Source organism: Leclercia sp. LTM14, assembly GCF_023736175.1.
Lineage (GTDB): Bacteria > Pseudomonadota > Gammaproteobacteria > Enterobacterales > Enterobacteriaceae > Enterobacter > Enterobacter barmai.
In genome coordinates this window covers 24,194-42,833 of sequence record NZ_JAIKTT010000017.1, presented here as the reverse complement: position 1 = coordinate 42,833, position 18,640 = coordinate 24,194, and the positions used below count along the sequence as shown (strand labels likewise).

Genomic DNA, 18,640 nt, shown 5'->3' with positions numbered 1-18,640 from the left:
GCTCCGATCCGCGCAATGGAGTAAATAATGCAGTTCTCTAAGATGCATGGCCTTGGCAATGACTTTATGGTTGTCGACGCGGTAACGCAGAATGTCTTCTTTTCTCCGGAGCTGATCCGCCGTCTGGCCGATCGGCACCTTGGCGTCGGCTTTGATCAGCTGCTGGTGGTTGAGCCGCCTTACGATCCGGATCTCGATTTCCACTACCGGATATTCAATGCCGACGGCAGCGAAGTGTCCCAGTGTGGCAACGGCGCGCGCTGTTTTGCCCGTTTTGTCCGCCTGAAGGGGCTCACCAATAAGCGTGATATCCGCGTCAGCACCGCCAACGGACGGATGGTACTGAGCGTCACCGACGACGAACTGGTGCGGGTCAACATGGGCGAGCCGAACTTCGAGCCGTCCCAGGTGCCGTTCCGCGCCAACAAAGCGGAAAAGACCTATATCATGCGCGCCGCGGAACAGACAGTCTTGTGCGGCGTGGTCTCCATGGGCAATCCGCACTGCGTGATTCAGGTTGATGACGTGGCGACGGCGCCCGTCGAGACGCTCGGACCGGTGCTGGAAAGCCACGAACGTTTCCCGGAACGCGCCAATATTGGATTTATGCAGGTTCTCACTCGCGAACACATCCGCCTGCGCGTTTTTGAACGTGGGGCAGGCGAAACGCAGGCGTGCGGCAGCGGTGCCTGTGCGGCCGTCGCGGTGGGGATTACGCAGGGGTTACTGGCGCAGGAGGTTCGCGTGGATTTGCCAGGCGGGCGTCTTGATATCGCCTGGAAAGGCCCGGGCCAGCCGCTGTATATGACGGGTCCGGCGACACAAGTTTACGACGGGTTTATCCATCTATGAAACAACCAGGAGAAGAACTGCAGGAGACGCTGACGGAGATGGACGACCGGGCGGTTGTTGATTATCTGCTGCGCCATCCTGACTTTTTCATTCGCAATGCACGTGTCGTGGAAGAGATGCGCGTCCCGCACCCGGTTCGCGGGACAGTCTCGCTGGTTGAGTGGCATATGGCGCGCGCGCGCAACCATATCAACCATCTTGAAGAGAACATCTCGCTGCTGATGGAGCAGGCCAGCAGTAATGAAGGCCTGTTCTATCGCCTGCTGCACCTGCAGTCCCGGCTGGCCTCGGCCAGCAGCCTCGACGAATTTCTTCTCCGCCTGCATCGCTGGGCGCGTGACATGGGGCTGGCAGGGGCAACCCTGCGCCTGTTCCCGGATCGCTGGCGCATTGGCGCCCCGTCCAGTTTTACCCATCTGGCCCTATCGCGTCAGGCGTTTGAACCCCTGCGCATTCAGCGTATGGGGCAGGAGAACCACTACCTTGGGCAGCTGAATGGCCCTGAGCTGCTGGTGGTGCTGCCGGAGGCCAAAGCGATCGGATCGGTCGCCATGTCCCTGATGGGGCGCGACGGCGAGCTTGGCGTGATGCTGTTTACCAGCCGCGATCCGCATCATTACCAGCAGGGACAAGGCACACAGCTGCTGCAGGAGATCGCGCAGATGCTGCCTGAGCTGCTGGAGCGCTGGATTGAGCGCGTATGACGGACGCTCTGCTGTCACCGGCCGTCACGCGTTTTCTGCGCTATCTGGGCGTTGAGCGCCAGCTCAGCCCGATCACCCTGTTGAACTATCAGCGTCAGCTTGATGCCATCATGCAGTTAGCCGATGAGATCGGCCTGACGAGCTGGCAACAATGTGATGCCGCCACGGTGCGGACCTTTGCCGTGCGCAGTCGCCGTAAAGGGCTTGGCCCGGCCAGCCTTGCGCTGCGTCTGTCGGCACTGCGCAGCTTCTTCGACTGGCTGGTCAGCCAGGGCGAACTCAACGCCAACCCGGCGAAAGGGATTGCCGCGCCGAAAGCGCCGCGCCATCTGCCCAAAAATATCGACGTTGATGACGTTAACCGCCTGCTGGATATCGATCTTAACGATCCGCTGGCGGTGCGCGACCGCGCCATGCTGGAGGTGATGTACGGTGCCGGTCTGCGTCTTTCCGAGCTGGTGAACCTCGATATTAAACATCTCGATCTGGAGTCCGGCGAAGTGTGGGTGATGGGCAAAGGCAGCAAAGAGCGCCGCCTGCCCATTGGCCGTAACGCCGTGGTATGGATTGAACACTGGCTCGATTTGCGCGGCCTGTTTGGCACCGAGGAAGAGGCGCTGTTCCTCTCGAAGCTGGGCAAGCGCATCTCGGCGCGTAACGTGCAAAAGCGGTTTGCCGAGTGGGGGATCAAGCAGGGGCTGAACAGCCATGTTCATCCGCATAAACTGCGCCATTCGTTCGCCACGCACATGCTGGAGTCCAGCGGCGACCTGCGTGGCGTCCAGGAGCTGTTGGGCCACGCTAATCTCTCCACCACCCAAATCTATACCCATCTCGATTTTCAACACCTTGCCTCGGTGTACGACGCGGCGCATCCACGCGCCAAACGGGGGAAATAATGCGTTTTTATCGTCCATTAGGCCAAATCTCTGCCCTGACATTCGACCTTGATGACACCCTTTACGACAACCGTCAGGTGATCCTGCGTACCGAGCAGGAAGCGCTGACGTTTGTACAAAACTATCACCCGGCCTTAAAAACGCTGGAAAACAAAGAGTTCCACCGCCTGCGCCAGGCGTTACGCCAGACCGAGCCGGAAATCTATCACGACGTGACCGAATGGCGTCGCCGTGCCGTGGAGCTGGCGATGCTGAACGCGGGGCTGACCGCGGCCGAGGCTGCGCTGGGTGCTGAGGCCTCGATGGCGCACTTTGCCCAGTGGCGCAGCCGCATCGACGTCCCGCAGGAGACGCACGACACGCTGGCTGCGCTTGCCAAAAAGTGGCCGCTGGTAGCCATCACCAATGGTAACGCCCAGCCGGAGCTGTTCGGCCTTGGCGATTACTTCCAGTTTGTGCTGCGCGCAGGCCCGCACGGGCGCTCCAAGCCGTTCAACGATATGTACCATCTGGCGGCGGAGAAACTTAGCCTGCCGCTGGGGCAAATTCTTCACGTGGGCGATGACCTGACGACCGACGTCGCAGGGGCGATCCGCTGCGGGATGCAGGCCTGCTGGATCAAGCCGGAAAATGCCGATCTGATGCAGACCGCCGACAGCCGCCTGTTGCCGCACATCGAAATTTCACGGTTGGCATCCCTCACCACGCTGATATAATCACCAGCAGTTCTGTATAAATTAACAGTGTATCCGGCGGCTAAATGCCGCCGGATTACCTCTTTGCGGCGGTGCCCAATGGACGTTTCTTACCTGCTCGACAGCCTTAATGACAAACAGCGTGACGCGGTTGCCGCGACGCGCACCAATATGCTGGTGCTGGCAGGGGCGGGCAGTGGTAAGACACGCGTGCTGGTTCACCGTATCGCCTGGCTGCAGAGCGTGGAAAACTGCTCGCCGTACTCCATTATGGCGGTGACGTTCACCAACAAGGCGGCGGCTGAGATGCGCCACCGTATCGCCCAGCTGATGGGCACCAGCCAGGGCGGCATGTGGGTCGGCACCTTCCACGGGCTGGCGCACCGCCTGCTGCGTGCGCACCATATGGACGCCAACCTGCCGCAGGATTTTCAGATCCTCGACAGCGAAGACCAGCTGCGTCTGCTCAAGCGCCTGATCAAGGCGATGAACCTCGACGAGAAGCAGTGGCCGCCGCGTCAGGCGATGTGGTACATCAACAGCCAGAAAGACGAAGGGCTGCGTCCGCATCACATCCAGAGCTTTGGCAACCCGATTGAGCAGACCTGGCAGAAGGTCTATCAGGCCTATCAGGAAGCCTGCGATCGCGCCGGGCTGGTGGATTTTGCCGAGCTGCTGCTGCGCGCCCACGAGCTGTGGCTGAACAAGCCGCATATCCTGCAGCACTATCGCGAACGCTTTACCAACATCCTGGTCGACGAATTCCAGGATACCAACAACATTCAGTACGCCTGGATCCGCCTGCTGGCGGGCGACTCCAGCAAAGTGATGATCGTCGGCGACGATGACCAGTCGATCTACGGCTGGCGCGGCGCGCAGGTCGAGAACATCCAGCGTTTCCTGAAAGATTTCCCGGGCGCAGAGACCATTCGCCTGGAACAGAACTACCGCTCTACCAGCAACATTCTGAGCGCGGCCAACGCCCTGATTGAAAACAATAACGGGCGTCTGGGCAAAAAGCTGTGGACCGACGGCGTCGACGGTGAGCCGATCTCTCTCTACTGCGCGTTTAACGAACTGGACGAAGCCCGCTTCGTGGTTAACCGGATCAAAACCTGGCAGGACAACGGCGGCGCGCTTGAGCAGTGCGCCATTCTCTATCGCAGCAACGCCCAGTCGCGTGTGCTGGAAGAGGCGTTGCTCCAGGTGGGGATGCCGTACCGCATCTATGGCGGCATGCGCTTCTTCGAACGCCAGGAGATTAAAGACGCGCTCTCGTATCTGCGCCTGATTGCCAACCGCAACGACGACGCGGCGTTTGAGCGCGTGGTCAACACGCCAACCCGCGGCATCGGCGATCGCACCCTCGACGTGGTGCGCCAGACCTCCCGCGACAGGCAGCTGACCCTGTGGCAGGCGTGTCGCGAGCTGTTGCAGGAGCGGGCGCTCGCCGGGCGTGCCGCCAGCGCGCTGCAGCGCTTCCTGGAGCTTATCGACGCGCTGGCTCAGGAAACCGCCGATATGCCGCTGCACGTTCAGACCGACCGGGTGATCAAAGATTCCGGCCTGCGCATGATGTACGAGCAGGAGAAGGGCGAGAAGGGCCAGACGCGTATCGAGAACTTAGAGGAACTGGTGACGGCGACGCGCCAGTTCAGCTACAACGAAGAAGACGAAGACCTGATGCCGCTGCAGGCGTTCCTGTCCCATGCCGCGCTGGAAGCGGGCGAAGGGCAGGCCGACACCTGGCAGGATGCGGTTCAGCTGATGACCCTGCACTCCGCCAAAGGTCTGGAGTTCCCGCAGGTGTTTATCGTCGGTATGGAAGAGGGGATGTTCCCAAGCCAGATGTCGCTGGATGAAGGCGGGCGTCTGGAAGAGGAGCGTCGTCTGGCCTACGTGGGCGTGACCCGCGCGATGCAAAAGCTGACCCTGACCTACGCCGAAACCCGCCGTCTGTACGGTAAAGAGGTGTATCACCGTCCGTCGCGCTTCGTTGGCGAACTGCCGGAGGAGTGCGTGGAAGAGGTGCGCCTGCGCGCCAGCATCAGCCGTCCGGTGAGCCATCAGCGTCTGGGTACGCCGGTGTCGGAAAGCGACAGCGGATTCAAGCTCGGCCAGCGCGTGCGTCATGCCAAATTTGGCGAAGGCACCATTGTGAATCTGGAAGGCAGCGGCGAGCACAGTCGCCTGCAGGTGGCGTTCCAGGGCCAGGGGATCAAATGGCTGGTTGCGGCTTACGCCAGGCTTGAAGCGGTTTAAGATTCAGAAAAATATCACTATTTTGTAATAATCTGCCAGGCTTATACGTTGAAGGGCATTTAATGTTCTTCAGCGTTTCGTTGCGAGTTGACGCCGCCGTTACTGCTGGCGTAACATGCGCGCACGATTACGCTAAGAGGACATTCGCCTTGGACACACCCAGTAAATACTGGCTCAATTCCCTGTCATCCAGGAACAACTCCTAAGGCTATCTCCTCTTGCTGATGGCCTTAGTGGTTGTCAGCGACCTGCATTATTCCCGTCGCGCTGAGTCAGGCTGTTTAATGGTCTGAAACCCAATATGTTTCTGTGTGCCCACCGAACTGTCCGATATTTTTTGCATTGGGAGTCCCGGTCATGCTGAGCGCATTTCAACTGGAAAAAAACCGACTGATTCGGCTTGAAGCTGAAGAGTCACAACCCCTCATTGATGCCGTATGGGTGGATCTGGTCGAGCCGGATGATGACGAACGCCTGCGCGTGCAATCTGAGCTCGGACAAAGCCTGGCAACCCGCCCGGAACTGGAAGACATCGAAGCATCCGCCCGTTTCTTCGAAGACGAAGACGGCCTGCACATTCACTCCTTTTTCTTCTTTGAAGACGCCGAAGATCACGCCGGTAACTCCACCGTCGCATTTACCATCCGCGATGGCCGCCTGTTTACCCTGCGCGAGCGTGAGCTGCCTGCGTTCCGTCTCTACCGTATGCGCGCCCGTAACCAGGCGATGGTGGACGGCAACGCCTACGAGCTGCTGCTCGACCTGTTTGAAACCAAAATCGAACAGCTGGCGGATGAGATTGAAAACATCTACAGCGATCTGGAAGAGCTGAGCCGGGTGATCATGGAAGGACACCAGGGCGATGAGTACGACGAAGCGCTGTCAACGCTGGCAGAGCTGGAAGATATCGGCTGGAAAGTGCGTCTGTGCCTGATGGATACCCAGCGCGCGCTGAACTTCCTGGTGCGCAAGGCGCGTCTGCCGGGCGGTCAGCTGGAGCAGGCGCGCGAGATCCTGCGTGATATCGAATCCCTGCTGCCGCACAACGAATCCCTGTTCCAGAAGGTGAACTTCCTGATGCAGGCGGCGATGGGCTTTATCAACATCGAGCAGAACCGCATCATCAAGATCTTCTCGGTGGTTTCGGTGGTGTTTCTGCCGCCTACGCTGGTGGCGTCGAGCTACGGGATGAACTTCGAGTTTATGCCGGAGCTGAAATGGAGCTTTGGTTACCCTGGCGCAATTGTCTTTATGGTGCTCGCGGGACTGGCGCCGTATCTCTACTTCAAGCGCCGTAACTGGTTATGACGGTTATGCCGGGTGGCGGCTACGCCTTACCCGGCCTACGCCAAATGTAGGCCGGATAAGCGAAGCGCATCCGGCAAAAATCAAAGCCCTTTGCGCGTCCTGCGCTGGGTATAGATCGCATCCGCCACAAACACCGCCAGCGCGACCCAGATAAACCCAAAGGTCACCATCTTATCCGCCCCCGGTACTTCACCGTAGAACAGCACCGCCAGCAGGAACATCAGCGTCGGGCCGATGTACTGGAAGAAGCCCAGCGTTGACAGGCGCAGACGCGTCGCGGCCCCGGTAAAGCACAGCAGCGGGATGGTGGTGACCACACCGGCCGCCATCAGCATCAGGTTCAGCGTCCACGGGTTACTGCCTATATGGCTGGTGCTGCTGTCGGCGATGCCGAACAGGTAAATCGCAGCGACCGGCAGCAGCCACAGGGTCTCAAACAGCATCCCGGTTTGTGCTTCCACGGCGATTTTCTTACGCACCAGGCCATAGAAGGCAAAACTGAACGCCAGCCCCAGGGCGATGATCGGCAGCGAGCCGAAGGTCCAGAGCTGAACCAGTACGCCGCAGAGGGCGAGGATCACCGCCAGCCACTGCATCCGGCGGAAGCGCTCGCCGAGGAACAGCATCCCCAGCACGATATTCACCAGCGGGTTAATGAAGTAGCCGAGGCTCGCCTCCAGCATGTGCTGGTTGTTCACCGCCCAGATGAACAGCAGCCAGTTGCCGCCAATCAGCACGGCGGACAGCGCCAGCAGGAAGATCTTTTTCGGCGTTTGCAGGAGCGTTTTAACCCCAGACCACTGACGGCTCACGCTCATCAGCGCCACCATGAAGAAAAACGACCAGATCACGCGGTGGGTAAGAATTTCGTCGGCAGGGACGTAGTGAATCAGCTTGAAGTACGCGGGCGCGATACCCCAAATAAAATAAGCGGCAAGAGCGAGTAAAACGCCCTGCCGCGTCTGTTTAGCATCCATCAGGAAAACCCGTTACAAAAAAGTAACGCAATTTTACCCGATTTTACCTTCTCAACCCACCATATAAGTGGCAGTTGCGCTGGCGATATAGACCTGCTCTTCGTTATGCAGCTCCACGCGGGCGACGGCGACTTTGTTGCCCGCGCGCAGCAGGCTGCTGCTGGCGGTAAAGCGATTGCCGCGGCCAGGGCGCAGATAGTCTACGCGCAGGTCGATGGTGCCCATCCGCGACAGGCGCTGGCGCAGCTCATCTTCATTGATGGTGTCGTGGCGGGTCAGGGTGCTGCCGACGCAGACCAGGCCGGCGGCGACGTCGAGGGCAGAGGCGATCACGCCACCGTGGAGAATGCTTTGCGCCCAGTTGCCGACCATCATCGGCTGGTTGTTAAAACTGAGCCGGGCGAAATCTTTCTCGTAGCGCTCCAGCTCCAGCCCCAGCGCGCGGTTGAACGGCATATGGTAGACGAAAATCTCGCCGACAAGCTTCAGCGCTTCTTCGGCAGTAAGCGTGGCAGACATAGCACGTCACATCCTTATTGTTAAAAGAATGTTGATTTTATTCCTCAGCAATATGAATTGCCAGATTCGGAGCGCAGGTGAAGCCACTAATAATTAAATATGTTAAAAGGGATCCAAATAATTCTTCATTAAAACGCTTTTGCAGGAGAGCATCACCGATGCGGACATATCTGGCCGGGCTAACGGCGGCGGCTGCGCTGCCCTTTACGGCATTTGCACAGGAAGCGACAACGCAGGAGGTGCCTGCCGTGCGGGGCAGCATCATCGCTAACCTGCTGGAGGAGCACGATAATCCTTTCACGCTCTATCCTTACGACAGCAATTATCTGATCTATACCGCCACCAGCGACCTCAACAAAGAGGCGATCAAAACCTACGACTGGGCCGACGATTCGCATAAAGATGAGGTGAAATTCCAGCTGAGTCTCGCCTTCCCGCTGTGGCGCGGCATTCTGGGGCCGAATTCCATTCTGGGTGGCTCCTACACGCAGAAATCCTGGTGGCAGTTATCCAACAGCGATGAATCCTCGCCGTTTCGTGAAACCAACTACGAGCCCCAGCTGTTCCTCGGCTTTGCCACCGATTACTCGCTGGCGGGCTGGACGTTGCGGGACGTGGAGTTTGGCTATAACCATCAATCCAACGGCCGTTCCGACCCCACCTCACGCAGCTGGAACCGTCTCTATACCCGCCTGATGGCGCAGAACGGTAACTGGTTGGTGGAGGTGAAGCCCTGGTACGTGGTGGGCAATACCGACGATAACCCGGATATCACCAAATACATGGGCTACTACCAGCTGCGGGTAGGGTATCAGCTGGGCGAGGCGGTGCTGAGCGTGAAGGGGCAGTACAACTGGAACACCGGCTATGGCGGCGCCGAAATGGGCGTCAGCTACCCGCTGACCAAACATGTTCGCCTGTATACGCAGGTCTACAGCGGCTATGGCGAATCTCTGATCGACTACAACTTCAGCCAGACCCGTGTCGGTGTGGGCGTGATGCTGAACGATCTTTTCTAGCCTCCTCGAATGTTTTTGTCTTAAACGTTGAAGTTTCTCTCGCAGGCGCTGAAAATAGCGCCTGTTTTTATTTCGGGCAAATGGGGTTGATGTGGTGCAGGCGGAAGTCGTTAATCAGGAGTCGCTGGCTAAACAGGTTTTGCATGAAACCTTTGGCTATCACCAGTTCCGCCCGGGCCAGGAAACCATCATCAACACCGCCCTTAAGGGCCGTGACTGCCTGGTGGTCATGCCGACCGGTGGCGGCAAATCGCTGTGCTATCAGGTTCCCGCGCTGGTTCTGAATGGCCTGACGGTGGTGGTTTCACCGCTGATCTCGCTGATGAAAGACCAGGTCGACCAGTTGCTGGCAAACGGCGTGGCGGCGGCCTGTCTAAACTCCACCCAGACCCGCGAGCAGCAGCAGGAGGTGATGGCCGGGTGCCGTACCGGGCAGGTTCGCCTGCTGTATATCGCCCCGGAACGCCTGATGCTGGATAACTTCCTTGACCATCTGGCCCACTGGAACCCGGTGCTGCTGGCGGTGGACGAAGCGCACTGTATCTCCCAGTGGGGGCACGATTTCCGCCCGGAATATGCCGCGCTCGGCCAGCTGCGTCAGCGTTTCCCCGAGCTGCCGTTTATGGCGCTCACCGCTACCGCCGACGACACCACCCGGCTGGATATCGTGCGCCTGCTGGGGCTCAACGATCCGCTGATTCAGGTCAGCAGCTTCGACCGTCCGAATATCCGCTATATGCTGATGGAGAAGTTCAAGCCGCTCGATCAGCTGCTGCGCTATGTCCAGGAGCAGCGCGGTAAGTCCGGCATCATCTACTGTAACAGCCGGGCGAAGGTCGAAGACACCGCCGCCCGTCTGCAAAGCCGCGGGTTCAGCGCCGCCGCCTATCATGCGGGGCTGGAAAACCACATTCGTGCCGACGTGCAGGAGAAATTCCAGCGCGACGACCTGCAGATCGTGGTGGCCACCGTCGCCTTCGGGATGGGCATCAACAAGCCGAACGTGCGCTTTGTGGTGCATTTCGACATCCCGCGCAATATCGAATCCTACTATCAGGAGACCGGCCGCGCCGGGCGTGACGGCCTGCCTGCCGAGGCGATGCTGTTCTACGATCCGGCGGATATGGCCTGGCTACGCCGCTGCCTGGAGGAGAAGCCCCAGGGGGCGCTGCAGGATATCGAACGCCACAAGCTCAACGCGATGGGCGCGTTTGCCGAAGCGCAAACCTGCCGTCGTCTGGTGCTGCTGAACTACTTTGGCGAGGGCCGACAGGAGTCCTGCGGCAACTGCGATATCTGCCTCGATCCGCCGAAGCAGTATGACGGCCTGATGGACGCGCGTAAGGCGCTCTCCACCATTGGTCGCGTCAACCAGCGCTTCGGGATGGGTTACGTGGTGGAAGTGCTGCGCGGGGCTAATAACCAGCGTATCCGCGAGATGGGGCATGACAAGCTGCCGGTCTACGGCATTGGCCGCGAGCAGAGCCACGAGCACTGGGTCAGCGTGATCCGCCAGCTTATCCACCTCGGCTTTGCCACCCAGAATATTGCCCAGCATTCGGCGCTGCAGCTCACCGAAGCCGCCCGTCCGGTGCTGCGCGGTGAGGTCGAATTACAGCTCGCCGTGCCGCGCGTGGTGGCGCTGAAACCGCGGGTGATGCAGAAATCCTACGGCGGCAACTACGACCGTAAGCTGTTCGCCAAGCTGCGTAAGCTGCGCAAAGCCATCGCCGACGAAGAAAATATCCCGCCGTATGTGGTGTTCAATGATGCCACCCTGATTGAGATGGCCGAGCAGATGCCGCTCAGCGCCAGCGAAATGCTCAGCGTCAACGGCGTCGGAACGCGCAAACTGGAGCGCTTTGGCAAAGAGTTTATGGCGCTTATTCGCTCCCACGCCGATGGTGATGATGAGGAGTAGTCAGCCCGGCAAAAAAGTGCCAGGATGATTGCTCCCTGAACTATTCCCCCGCGAGTTAATTATGTTAACCCTGTTTCTGACCGTGGCGCTGGTGCATATTGTGGCGCTGATGAGCCCTGGCCCCGACTTTTTCTTCGTTTCACAAACGGCGGTGAGCCGTTCGCGCAAAGAGGCGATGATGGGCGTGCTGGGCATTACCCTTGGCGTAATGGTCTGGGCTGCCCTGGCACTGCTGGGCCTGAACCTGATCCTCGCTAAGATGGCCTGGCTGCATAACATCATTATGGTCGGCGGCGGTCTGTATCTGTGCTGGATGGGTTACCAGATGCTGCGTGGGGCGTTTAAGAAAGACGATCACGAAGCGCCAGAGCCAAAAATGGAGCTGGCGGCTGGCGGACGCAGCTTCGTGAAAGGGCTGCTGACCAACCTCGCCAATCCAAAAGCGATTATCTATTTCGGGTCGGTATTTTCACTGTTCGTGGGCGAAGACGTCGGCGCCGGTGCGCGCTGGGGCATTTTCCTGCTGATCGTAGTGGAGACCTTCGCCTGGTTCACCGTGGTGGCAAGCCTGTTTGCGCTGCCGTCGATGCGTCGCGGCTATCAGCGTCTGGCGAAGTGGATTGACGGCGTTGCCGGCGCGCTGTTCGCCGGCTTCGGTATTCACCTAATCCTGTCGCGCTAAGCGTGCCTTGCTGATGCCAGCAGCGCGCCTACCAGCATAAACAGCGAACCAAACACTTTATTCAGGGCCTTCATCTGGCGAGGCCCTTTAATCCATACCGCAATCCGCGTCGCCAGCGTCGCATAGCCAATCATCACAATGATATCCACCACGATGGTCGTTACGCCGAGCACCACGTACTGCATGATCTGCGGCTGGTGCGGCACGATGAACTGCGGAAACAGGGCGGCCAGAAAGACGATGCTCTTCGGGTTGGTCAGATTCACAAACACCGCCCGTTTAAACAGCTTGCCCCGGCTTTGCGTGTGGGCGAGCGTGTTCAGATCGAGGGCGCCCGCGGCGCGCCACTGCTGAATACCCAGCCAGATAAGATAGGCGGCCCCGGCCCATTTCAGCACTTCGAAGGCCAGCACCGAACGGGAGAACAGCGTGCCGAGCCCCACGCCCACCAGCACGATGTGAATGCCCAGCCCGGTCTGCAACCCGGCAATCGATGCCGCTGCGCCGCGATAGCCGTGGTTTATGGCGGTGGTCATGGTATTGATCGCCCCGGAGCCCGGCGAAAGGCTGAGGATAATGGATGTCAGCAGGTAAGCGAACCACCACTCGAAGGACATTTGAAACTCCCGAATCGTCTATTTTTATGCCACAATACGCTAATGTTACGTCATTATGCGGCCTGTCCCGAAAAAACGATATTCCTTGGCTTACAGGGGCGTAAACCCGATGTTTCAGCAGAATAAAGACTGGGAAACGCGAGAAAAGGCATTTGCTGCTTTCTCCATGGGGCCATTGACCGATTTCTGGCGTCAGCGTGAGGAAGATGCGTTTACGGGCGTCGGGGATATTCCGGTACGCTTCGTTCGTTTCCGTGATGAAAAAAATGACCGGGTGATTGTAGTCTGCCCCGGGCGTATCGAAAGTTACGTCAAATATGCCGAGCTGGCGTACGATCTGTTCCATCTGGGTTTTGATGTGTTAATTATCGACCATCGCGGACAGGGGCTTTCCGGTCGGATGTTGCCGGATACCCATCGTGGTCACGTGGATAACTTCAGTGATTACGTCGACGATCTGGCCGCATTCTGGCAACAGGAAGTGCAGCCCGGCCCGTGGCGCAAGCGCTATATTCTTGCACACTCCATGGGCGGTGCTATTTCTACGCTCTTTTTGCAGCGCTACGATCACCAGTGCGATGCCATTGCGCTTACCGCGCCGATGTATGGCATTGTGATACGTTTTCCGGACTGGATGGTGCGCCATCTTCTCGACTGGGCTGAGGGCCATCAGCGCATTCGTGAAAGCTACGCCATCGGAACAGGGCGCTGGCGGGCTTTGCCTTTTGCCATCAACGTCTTAACCCACAGCCAGCAACGTTATCGCCGTAACCTGCGTTTCTATGCCGATGAACCGCGCTTGCGCGTTGGCGGCCCCACCTGGCACTGGGTTCGCGAAGGCATACTGGCAGGGGAACAGGCGCTGGCAGGTGCCGGTCAGGACGACACGCCAACGCTCATTCTTCAGGCTGAAGAGGAGCGGGTGGTGGATAACCGCATGCACGACCGCTTTTGTGAACTGCGAGCCGCAGCCGGACACCCTTGTGAAGGGGGTAAACCGCTGGTCATAAACGGCGCGTACCATGAGATCCTTTTCGAAAAGGACGCCATGCGCTCAGTCGCACTCCACGCCATCGTCGACTTTTTCGGCAGGCATAACTGATATTCACCAGAGGTTAAATTTTTCTATGTACCAGGTTGTCGCGTCTGATTTAGATGGCACGCTGCTCTCTCCCGACCACACTTTATCGCCTTACGCGAAAGAGACCTTAAAACTCCTGACCGCCCGTGGCGTGAACTTTGTCTTCGCTACCGGCCGCCACCACGTCGATGTGGGGCAGATCCGCGATAATCTGGAGATCAAATCTTACATGATCACCTCCAACGGTGCCCGCGTGCACGATCTGGACGGGAATCTGATCTTCACCCATAACCTCGATCGCGACATTGCCACCGATCTGTTCGGTATCATGCATAACAGCCCCGACATCATCACTAACGTGTATCGCGATGATGAGTGGTTTATGAACCGTCACCGCCCGGACGAGATGCGTTTCTTCAAAGAGGCGGTCTTTAACTATTCGCTGTATGAACCGGGCCTGCTGGATCCGGAAGGCATCAGCAAAGTGTTCTTCACCTCCGACAACCACGAAGCGCTGCTTCCACTGGAGCAGGCGATTAATGCCCGCTGGGGCGACCGGGTTAACGTCAGCTTCTCCACGCTGACCTGTCTGGAAGTAATGGCGGGCGGCGTCTCCAAGGGGCATGCCCTGGAAGCGGTGGCTAAACGTCTGGGCTTTGATCTGCGGGACTGCATCGCCTTTGGCGACGGCATGAACGACGCCGAGATGCTGTCGATGGCGGGTAAGGGCTGCATCATGGAAAACGCTCACCAGCGTCTGAAAGATCTCCATCCGGAGCTGGAAGTGATCGGCACCAACGCTGACAACGCGGTGCCAAAATACCTGCGTAAGCTGTTTCTTGAATAATCTTCACCTGGTTGTTTAACGCTCAGTTGTCAACCGAAGAGTTCGCTACAATGCCTGTCCATCTTTTCAAGAGACAAGCATTGTGGCGCTACTCATTATCACCACTATCCTGTGGGCCTTCTCTTTTAGCCTGATCGGCGAATACCTTGCCGGCCATGTCGACAGCTACTTCTCGGTGCTGATGCGCGTGGGGCTGGCGGCGCTGGTGTTCCTGCCGTTCCTGCGTACGCGCGGGCAAACGTTGAAAACTATTCTGCTCTACATGCTGGTGGGTGCGATGCAGCTCGGCATCATGTACCTGTTCAGCTTCCGGGCTTACGTCTACCTGTCGGTATCGGAATTCCTGCTGTTCACCGTTCTCACCCCGCTCTATATCACCTTGATTTACGATCTGCTCAGCAAACGCCGCCTGCGCTGGGGCTATCTGCTGAGCGCAGCGCTGGCGGTGGTGGGCGCGGCGATCATTCGCTACGACAAAGTAAGCGACCATTTCTGGACCGGGCTGATGTTCGTCCAGCTCGCCAATATCAGCTTTGCCATCGGCATGGTGGGCTACAAACGTCTGATGGAAACCCGTCCGATGCCGCAGCATAACGCCTTTGCCTGGTTCTATATGGGAGCGGCAATCGTTGCGGTTGCGGCGTGGTTCATGCTGGGGAATCCACAGAAGCTGCCGACCACCACGCTGCAGTGGAGCGTGCTGGTGTGGCTGGGCGTAGTGGCATCGGGGCTGGGTTACTTCATGTGGAACTATGGCGCCACGCAGGTGGACGCCGGGACGCTCGGGATCATGAACAACGTTCACGTCCCTGCGGGCCTGCTGGTGAACCTCGCCATCTGGCAGGAACAGCCGCACTGGCCAAGTTTCATTATTGGGGGGACGGTGATCCTGGCTTCACTGTGGGTACATCGCCGTTGGGTCGCTCCGCGCTCCGGACAAATGGCAGATGATCGCAAGCGTGATTCCGCGCTGAGCGAATAAAGGCTTCGGTAATCGGTTGTCGCTGCTCGCCGTCGCGCACGGCGGCGTACAGCCGGCTCCACAATCCCTCGCCCAGGGTTTTGGTCACCACCAGACCCTGGCGTTCAAAGCTCTCCACCACCCAGTGCGGCAGCGCCGCGATGCCCATTCTGGCCGCCACCATCTGAATCAGCAGCAGGGTGTTATCCACGCTTTTCAGCTGCGGGCTGATGCCGGCCGGCTGCAGGAAGTGACGCCAGATATCCAGACGACTGCGCTGAACCGGGTAGATCAGCAGCGTTTCGGTCGCCAGATCTTCCGGCGTAATACGCGTTCTGGAGGCCAGCGGGTGATCCGGGGCCAGCACCAGGCGCACTTCAAAATCAAACATTGGCGAATAGTGCAGGCCACTGCGCGGCAGAATATCCGAGGTCATGACCAGATCCAGCTCGCCCTGCTGGAGGGAGGGCTGTGGATCAAAGGTCACCCCGGATTTAAAGTCCATCTCCACCTGCGGCCAACGCTGGCGGAAGTTCTCAAGCGCGGGGGTCAGCCACTGGATACAGCTGTGACACTCGATGGCGATGCGCAGTCGGGTCTGCTGCGGCTCATGGCAGGCCTGCAACGCGCTGGCGATCTGCGGCAACACCTGATTCGCCAGCTGCAGCAGGATCTCACCCTGCGGCGTAAAGCGTAGTGGCTGACTCTTACGCACAAACAGACGAAAGCCAAGGCGCTGTTCCAGATCGCTGAACTGGTGGGAAAGGGCGGACTGGGTCTGATGCAGCGTGGCCGCCGCCGCCGCAAGAGAACCGCAGTTCCGCAACGCCTGGAGCGTTTTCAGGTGTTTAATCTCGATCATGAATGTCCTTCACTTCGCCATGAGCAATTTGCGCTTGAGGAATATACAGTACCTTCACATTATGGAAGTGTAAACATCTGGACGGCTAAATCCTAAAAATTCACAGGGGACATATCATGACAATCATTAATCACACCCTCGGTTTCCCGCGCGTCGGTCTTCGTCGCGAGCTGAAAAAAGCGCAAGAGAGCTACTGGGCGGGCAACGCCACCCGTGACGAGCTGCTGGCCGTCGGCCGCGAGCTGCGCGCCCGTCACTGGGATCAGCAAAAACAGGCAGGCGTTGATCTGCTGCCGGTGGGCGATTTCGCCTGGTACGACCATGTTCTGACTACCAGCCTGCTGCTTGGCAACGTGCCGGCTCGTCATCAGAACAAAGATGGATCGGTCGATCTCGACACCCTGTTCCGCATTGGCCGTGGCCGCGCCCCCACCGGTGAACCGGCAGCCGCAGCGGAAATGACCAAATGGTTCAACACCAACTACCACTACATGGTGCCGGAATTTGTGAAGGGTCAGCAGTTCAGACTGACCTGGACCCAACTGCTGGACGAAGTGGACGAAGCGCTGGCCCTGGGCCACAAGGTAAAACCTGTTCTGCTGGGGCCGGTCACTTATCTCTGGCTGGGCAAGGTGAAGGGCGAGCAGTTTGACCGCCTGAGCCTGCTGAATGACATCCTCCCGGTGTACCAGCAGGTGCTGGGCGAGCTGGCAAAACGCGGCGTGGAGTGGGTACAGATCGACGAGCCGGCGCTGGTGCTGGAGCTACCGCAGGCGTGGCTGGATGCCTTCAAACCGGCTTACGACGCTCTCGCGGGTCAGGTGAAGCTGCTGCTCACCACCTATTTTGAAGGCGTCACGCCGAACCTCGATACCATCACCGCGCTGCCGGTGCAGGGCCTGCACGTTGACCTGGTGCAGGGTAAAGATGATGTTGCGGAACTGAATGCCCGCCTGCCGTCCGACTGGCTGCTCTCTGCGGGTCTGGTAAATGGTCGTAACGTCTGGCGTGCCGATCTGACTGAGAAATATGCCCAGATTAAAGACATCGCAGGCGTTCGTGACCTGTGGGTAGCCTCATCTTGCTCTCTGCTGCACAGCCCGATCGACCTGAGCGTCGAAACCCGGCTGGACGAAGAAGTGAAAAGCTGGTTTGCCTTCGCCCTGCAAAAGTGTGAAGAGCTGGCCCTGCTGCGCGATGCGCTGAACAGCGGCGACACCATGGCGATTACCGCGTGGAGCGCGCCAATCCAGGCCCGTCGCCACTCGACCCGCGTGCACAATGCGGCGGTGGCGAAGCGTCTGGCCGCCATCACCGCTCAGGACAGCCAGCGCCAGAGCGCCTATGAAGTGCGTGCTGAAGCCCAGCGCGCGCGCTTTAAGCTCCCGGCATGGCCGACCACCACTATCGGCTCCTTCCCGCAGACCACCGAGATCCGCGGCCTGCGTCTGGACTTCAAAAAGGGCAATCTGGATGCGGGCAACTACCGCACCGGCATCGCTGAACACATCAAACAGGCGATTGTGGAGCAGGAGCGCCTGGGTCTGGACGTGCTGGTTCACGGCGAAGCCGAGCGTAACGACATGGTGGAGTACTTCGGTGAACACCTGGACGGTTTCGTCTTTACCCAGAACGGCTGGGTGCAGAGCTACGGCTCCCGCTGCGTGAAGCCGCCGGTGGTGATCGGCGACGTCAGCCGTCCGGAAGCGATCACCGTGGAGTGGGCAAAGTATGCCCAGTCTCTGACCGACAAGCCGGTGAAGGGCATGCTGACCGGTCCGGTGACCATCCTCTGCTGGTCCTTCCCGCGTGAAGACGTGACCCGTGAAACCATCGCCAAGCAAATCGCCCTGGCGCTGCGCGATGAAGTGGCGGATCTGGAAGCGGCGGGCATCGGCATTATCCAGATTGACGAACCGGCGCTGCGCGAAGGTCTGCCGCTGCGTCGCAGCGACTGGGATGCCTACCTGGCATGGGGCGTAGAGGCCTTCCGCATTAACGCCGCGGTGGCCAAGGATGATACCCAGATCCACACCCACATGTGTTACTGCGAGTTCAACGACATTATGGATTCCATCGCCGCGCTGGATGCCGATGTGATCACCATCGAAACCTCACGGTCCGATATGGAGCTGCTGGAGTCGTTTGAAGAGTTCGACTACCCGAACGAAATCGGGCCGGGCGTATACGACATTCACTCCCCGAACGTGCCCAGCGTAGAGTGGATCGAAGCCCTGCTGCAGAAAGCGGCCCAGCGTATTCCGGCCGGGCGCCTGTGGGTGAACCCGGACTGCGGCCTCAAAACCCGCGGCTGGCCAGAAACCCGCGCCGCGCTGGCGAACATGGTTAAAGCAGCGCAGAATTTGCGCCAGGGTTAATCCCGGCGGCACGATTGCCGGGCGGCGCATTCGCTTGCCCGGCCTACAATTCGCTG

General features: G+C 59.0%; 18 protein-coding genes. 14 read left to right on the top strand and 4 right to left on the bottom strand.

The genetic code is table 11. From position 1 onward, the window contains the following. Positions 1–27 precede the first annotated feature (27 nt). From dapF to corA, 7 genes are all read left to right on the top strand, one after another. Positions 28–852, top strand: coding sequence for a diaminopimelate epimerase (gene dapF, locus K5I40_RS23140; protein WP_039031213.1), 825 nt, complete (start codon positions 28–30; stop codon positions 850–852). After that, positions 849–1,556 (top strand): DUF484 domain-containing protein, encoded by a 708-nt coding sequence (locus tag K5I40_RS23135; protein WP_223075756.1) that lies wholly within the window; start codon positions 849–851, stop codon positions 1,554–1,556. The genes dapF and K5I40_RS23135 overlap by 4 nt, the downstream gene beginning before the upstream one ends. Further along, positions 1,553–2,455, top strand: a complete 903-nt coding sequence (gene xerC, locus K5I40_RS23130; protein WP_039031211.1) for a tyrosine recombinase XerC — start codon at positions 1,553–1,555, stop codon at positions 2,453–2,455. Before K5I40_RS23135 ends, xerC begins: the two co-directional genes overlap by 4 nt. Next, entirely contained in the window at positions 2,455–3,171 is a 717-nt protein-coding gene (gene yigB, locus K5I40_RS23125; RefSeq protein ID WP_223075757.1) for a 5-amino-6-(5-phospho-D-ribitylamino)uracil phosphatase YigB, read from the top strand. Before xerC ends, yigB begins: the two co-directional genes overlap by 1 nt. Before the next feature lie 78 nt (positions 3,172–3,249). After that, positions 3,250–5,412, top strand: coding sequence for a DNA helicase II (gene uvrD / locus K5I40_RS23120; protein ID WP_039031209.1), 2,163 nt, complete (start codon positions 3,250–3,252; stop codon positions 5,410–5,412). A 62-nt stretch (positions 5,413–5,474) separates the two neighbouring features. Continuing rightward, a complete protein-coding gene (gene ysgD, locus K5I40_RS24190; RefSeq protein ID WP_353620505.1) occupies positions 5,475–5,618 on the top strand; it encodes a YsgD/CorL family protein in 144 nt (47 codons plus the stop codon). Positions 5,619–5,769: 151 nt separating this feature from the next. Continuing rightward, a complete protein-coding gene (gene corA, locus K5I40_RS23115) occupies positions 5,770–6,720 on the top strand; it encodes a magnesium/cobalt transporter CorA (RefSeq protein WP_039031208.1) in 951 nt (316 codons plus the stop codon). 80 nt (positions 6,721–6,800) lie between these two features. On the opposite strand, the gene rarD is transcribed toward corA, so the two are convergent. Continuing rightward, entirely contained in the window at positions 6,801–7,697 is an 897-nt protein-coding gene (gene rarD, locus K5I40_RS23110; protein ID WP_223075758.1) for an EamA family transporter RarD, read from the bottom strand. Positions 7,698–7,748: 51 nt separating this feature from the next. Next, complete coding sequence (gene yigI, locus K5I40_RS23105) at positions 7,749–8,216, bottom strand: acyl-CoA thioesterase YigI (protein ID WP_039031206.1); 468 nt, start codon at positions 8,214–8,216, stop codon at positions 7,749–7,751. Positions 8,217–8,374: 158 nt separating this feature from the next. Here yigI and pldA point away from each other — a divergent pair, with 158 nt between their 5' ends. The 3 genes from pldA (at position 8,375) to rhtC (ending at position 11,838) form a co-directional block, all read left to right on the top strand. After that, positions 8,375–9,235, top strand: a complete 861-nt coding sequence (pldA, locus tag K5I40_RS23100; protein WP_039031205.1) for a phospholipase A — start codon at positions 8,375–8,377, stop codon at positions 9,233–9,235. Between the two features lie 91 nt (positions 9,236–9,326). Further along, on the top strand, positions 9,327–11,156 hold the full coding sequence (gene recQ / locus K5I40_RS23095; protein ID WP_138370969.1) for an ATP-dependent DNA helicase RecQ: 1,830 nt from the start codon (positions 9,327–9,329) through the stop codon (positions 11,154–11,156). A 61-nt stretch (positions 11,157–11,217) separates the two neighbouring features. After that, positions 11,218–11,838 carry a threonine export protein RhtC gene (rhtC, locus tag K5I40_RS23090; protein ID WP_139563809.1) on the top strand — a complete coding sequence of 207 codons (621 nt, stop codon included), beginning with the start codon at positions 11,218–11,220 and terminating at the stop codon, positions 11,836–11,838. On the opposite strand, the gene rhtB is transcribed toward rhtC, so the two are convergent. Then, positions 11,835–12,455 carry a homoserine/homoserine lactone efflux protein gene (gene rhtB, locus K5I40_RS23085; RefSeq protein WP_223075759.1) on the bottom strand — a complete coding sequence of 207 codons (621 nt, stop codon included), beginning with the start codon at positions 12,453–12,455 and terminating at the stop codon, positions 11,835–11,837. The two genes, rhtC and rhtB, sit on opposite strands and share 4 nt — an antisense overlap. 109 nt (positions 12,456–12,564) lie before the next feature. Here rhtB and pldB point away from each other — a divergent pair, with 109 nt between their 5' ends. The 3 genes from pldB to K5I40_RS23070 all read left to right on the top strand — a co-directional run bounded on the left by pldB (position 12,565) and on the right by K5I40_RS23070 (position 15,365). Further along, positions 12,565–13,557, top strand: a complete 993-nt coding sequence (gene pldB, locus K5I40_RS23080) for a lysophospholipase L2 (protein ID WP_139563807.1) — start codon at positions 12,565–12,567, stop codon at positions 13,555–13,557. Positions 13,558–13,582: 25 nt separating this feature from the next. Beyond that, positions 13,583–14,383, top strand: coding sequence for a sugar/pyridoxal phosphate phosphatase YigL (gene yigL, locus K5I40_RS23075; protein ID WP_139563806.1), 801 nt, complete (start codon positions 13,583–13,585; stop codon positions 14,381–14,383). A gap of 82 nt (positions 14,384–14,465) precedes the next feature. Next, positions 14,466–15,365, top strand: coding sequence for a carboxylate/amino acid/amine transporter (locus K5I40_RS23070; RefSeq protein WP_039031199.1), 900 nt, complete (start codon positions 14,466–14,468; stop codon positions 15,363–15,365). Here the strand turns inward: K5I40_RS23070 and metR are convergent. Beyond that, the gene (gene metR, locus K5I40_RS23065; RefSeq protein WP_072036703.1) at positions 15,253–16,206 is read right to left on the bottom strand and encodes an HTH-type transcriptional regulator MetR; all 954 of its coding nucleotides are present in this window, start codon (positions 16,204–16,206) and stop codon (positions 15,253–15,255) included. The genes K5I40_RS23070 and metR overlap by 113 nt on opposite strands. 116 nt (positions 16,207–16,322) lie before the next feature. On the opposite strand from metR, the gene metE reads away from it, so the two are divergent. Continuing rightward, entirely contained in the window at positions 16,323–18,584 is a 2,262-nt protein-coding gene (metE, locus tag K5I40_RS23060; protein ID WP_223075760.1) for a 5-methyltetrahydropteroyltriglutamate--homocysteine S-methyltransferase, read from the top strand. Positions 18,585–18,640 lie beyond the last annotated feature (56 nt).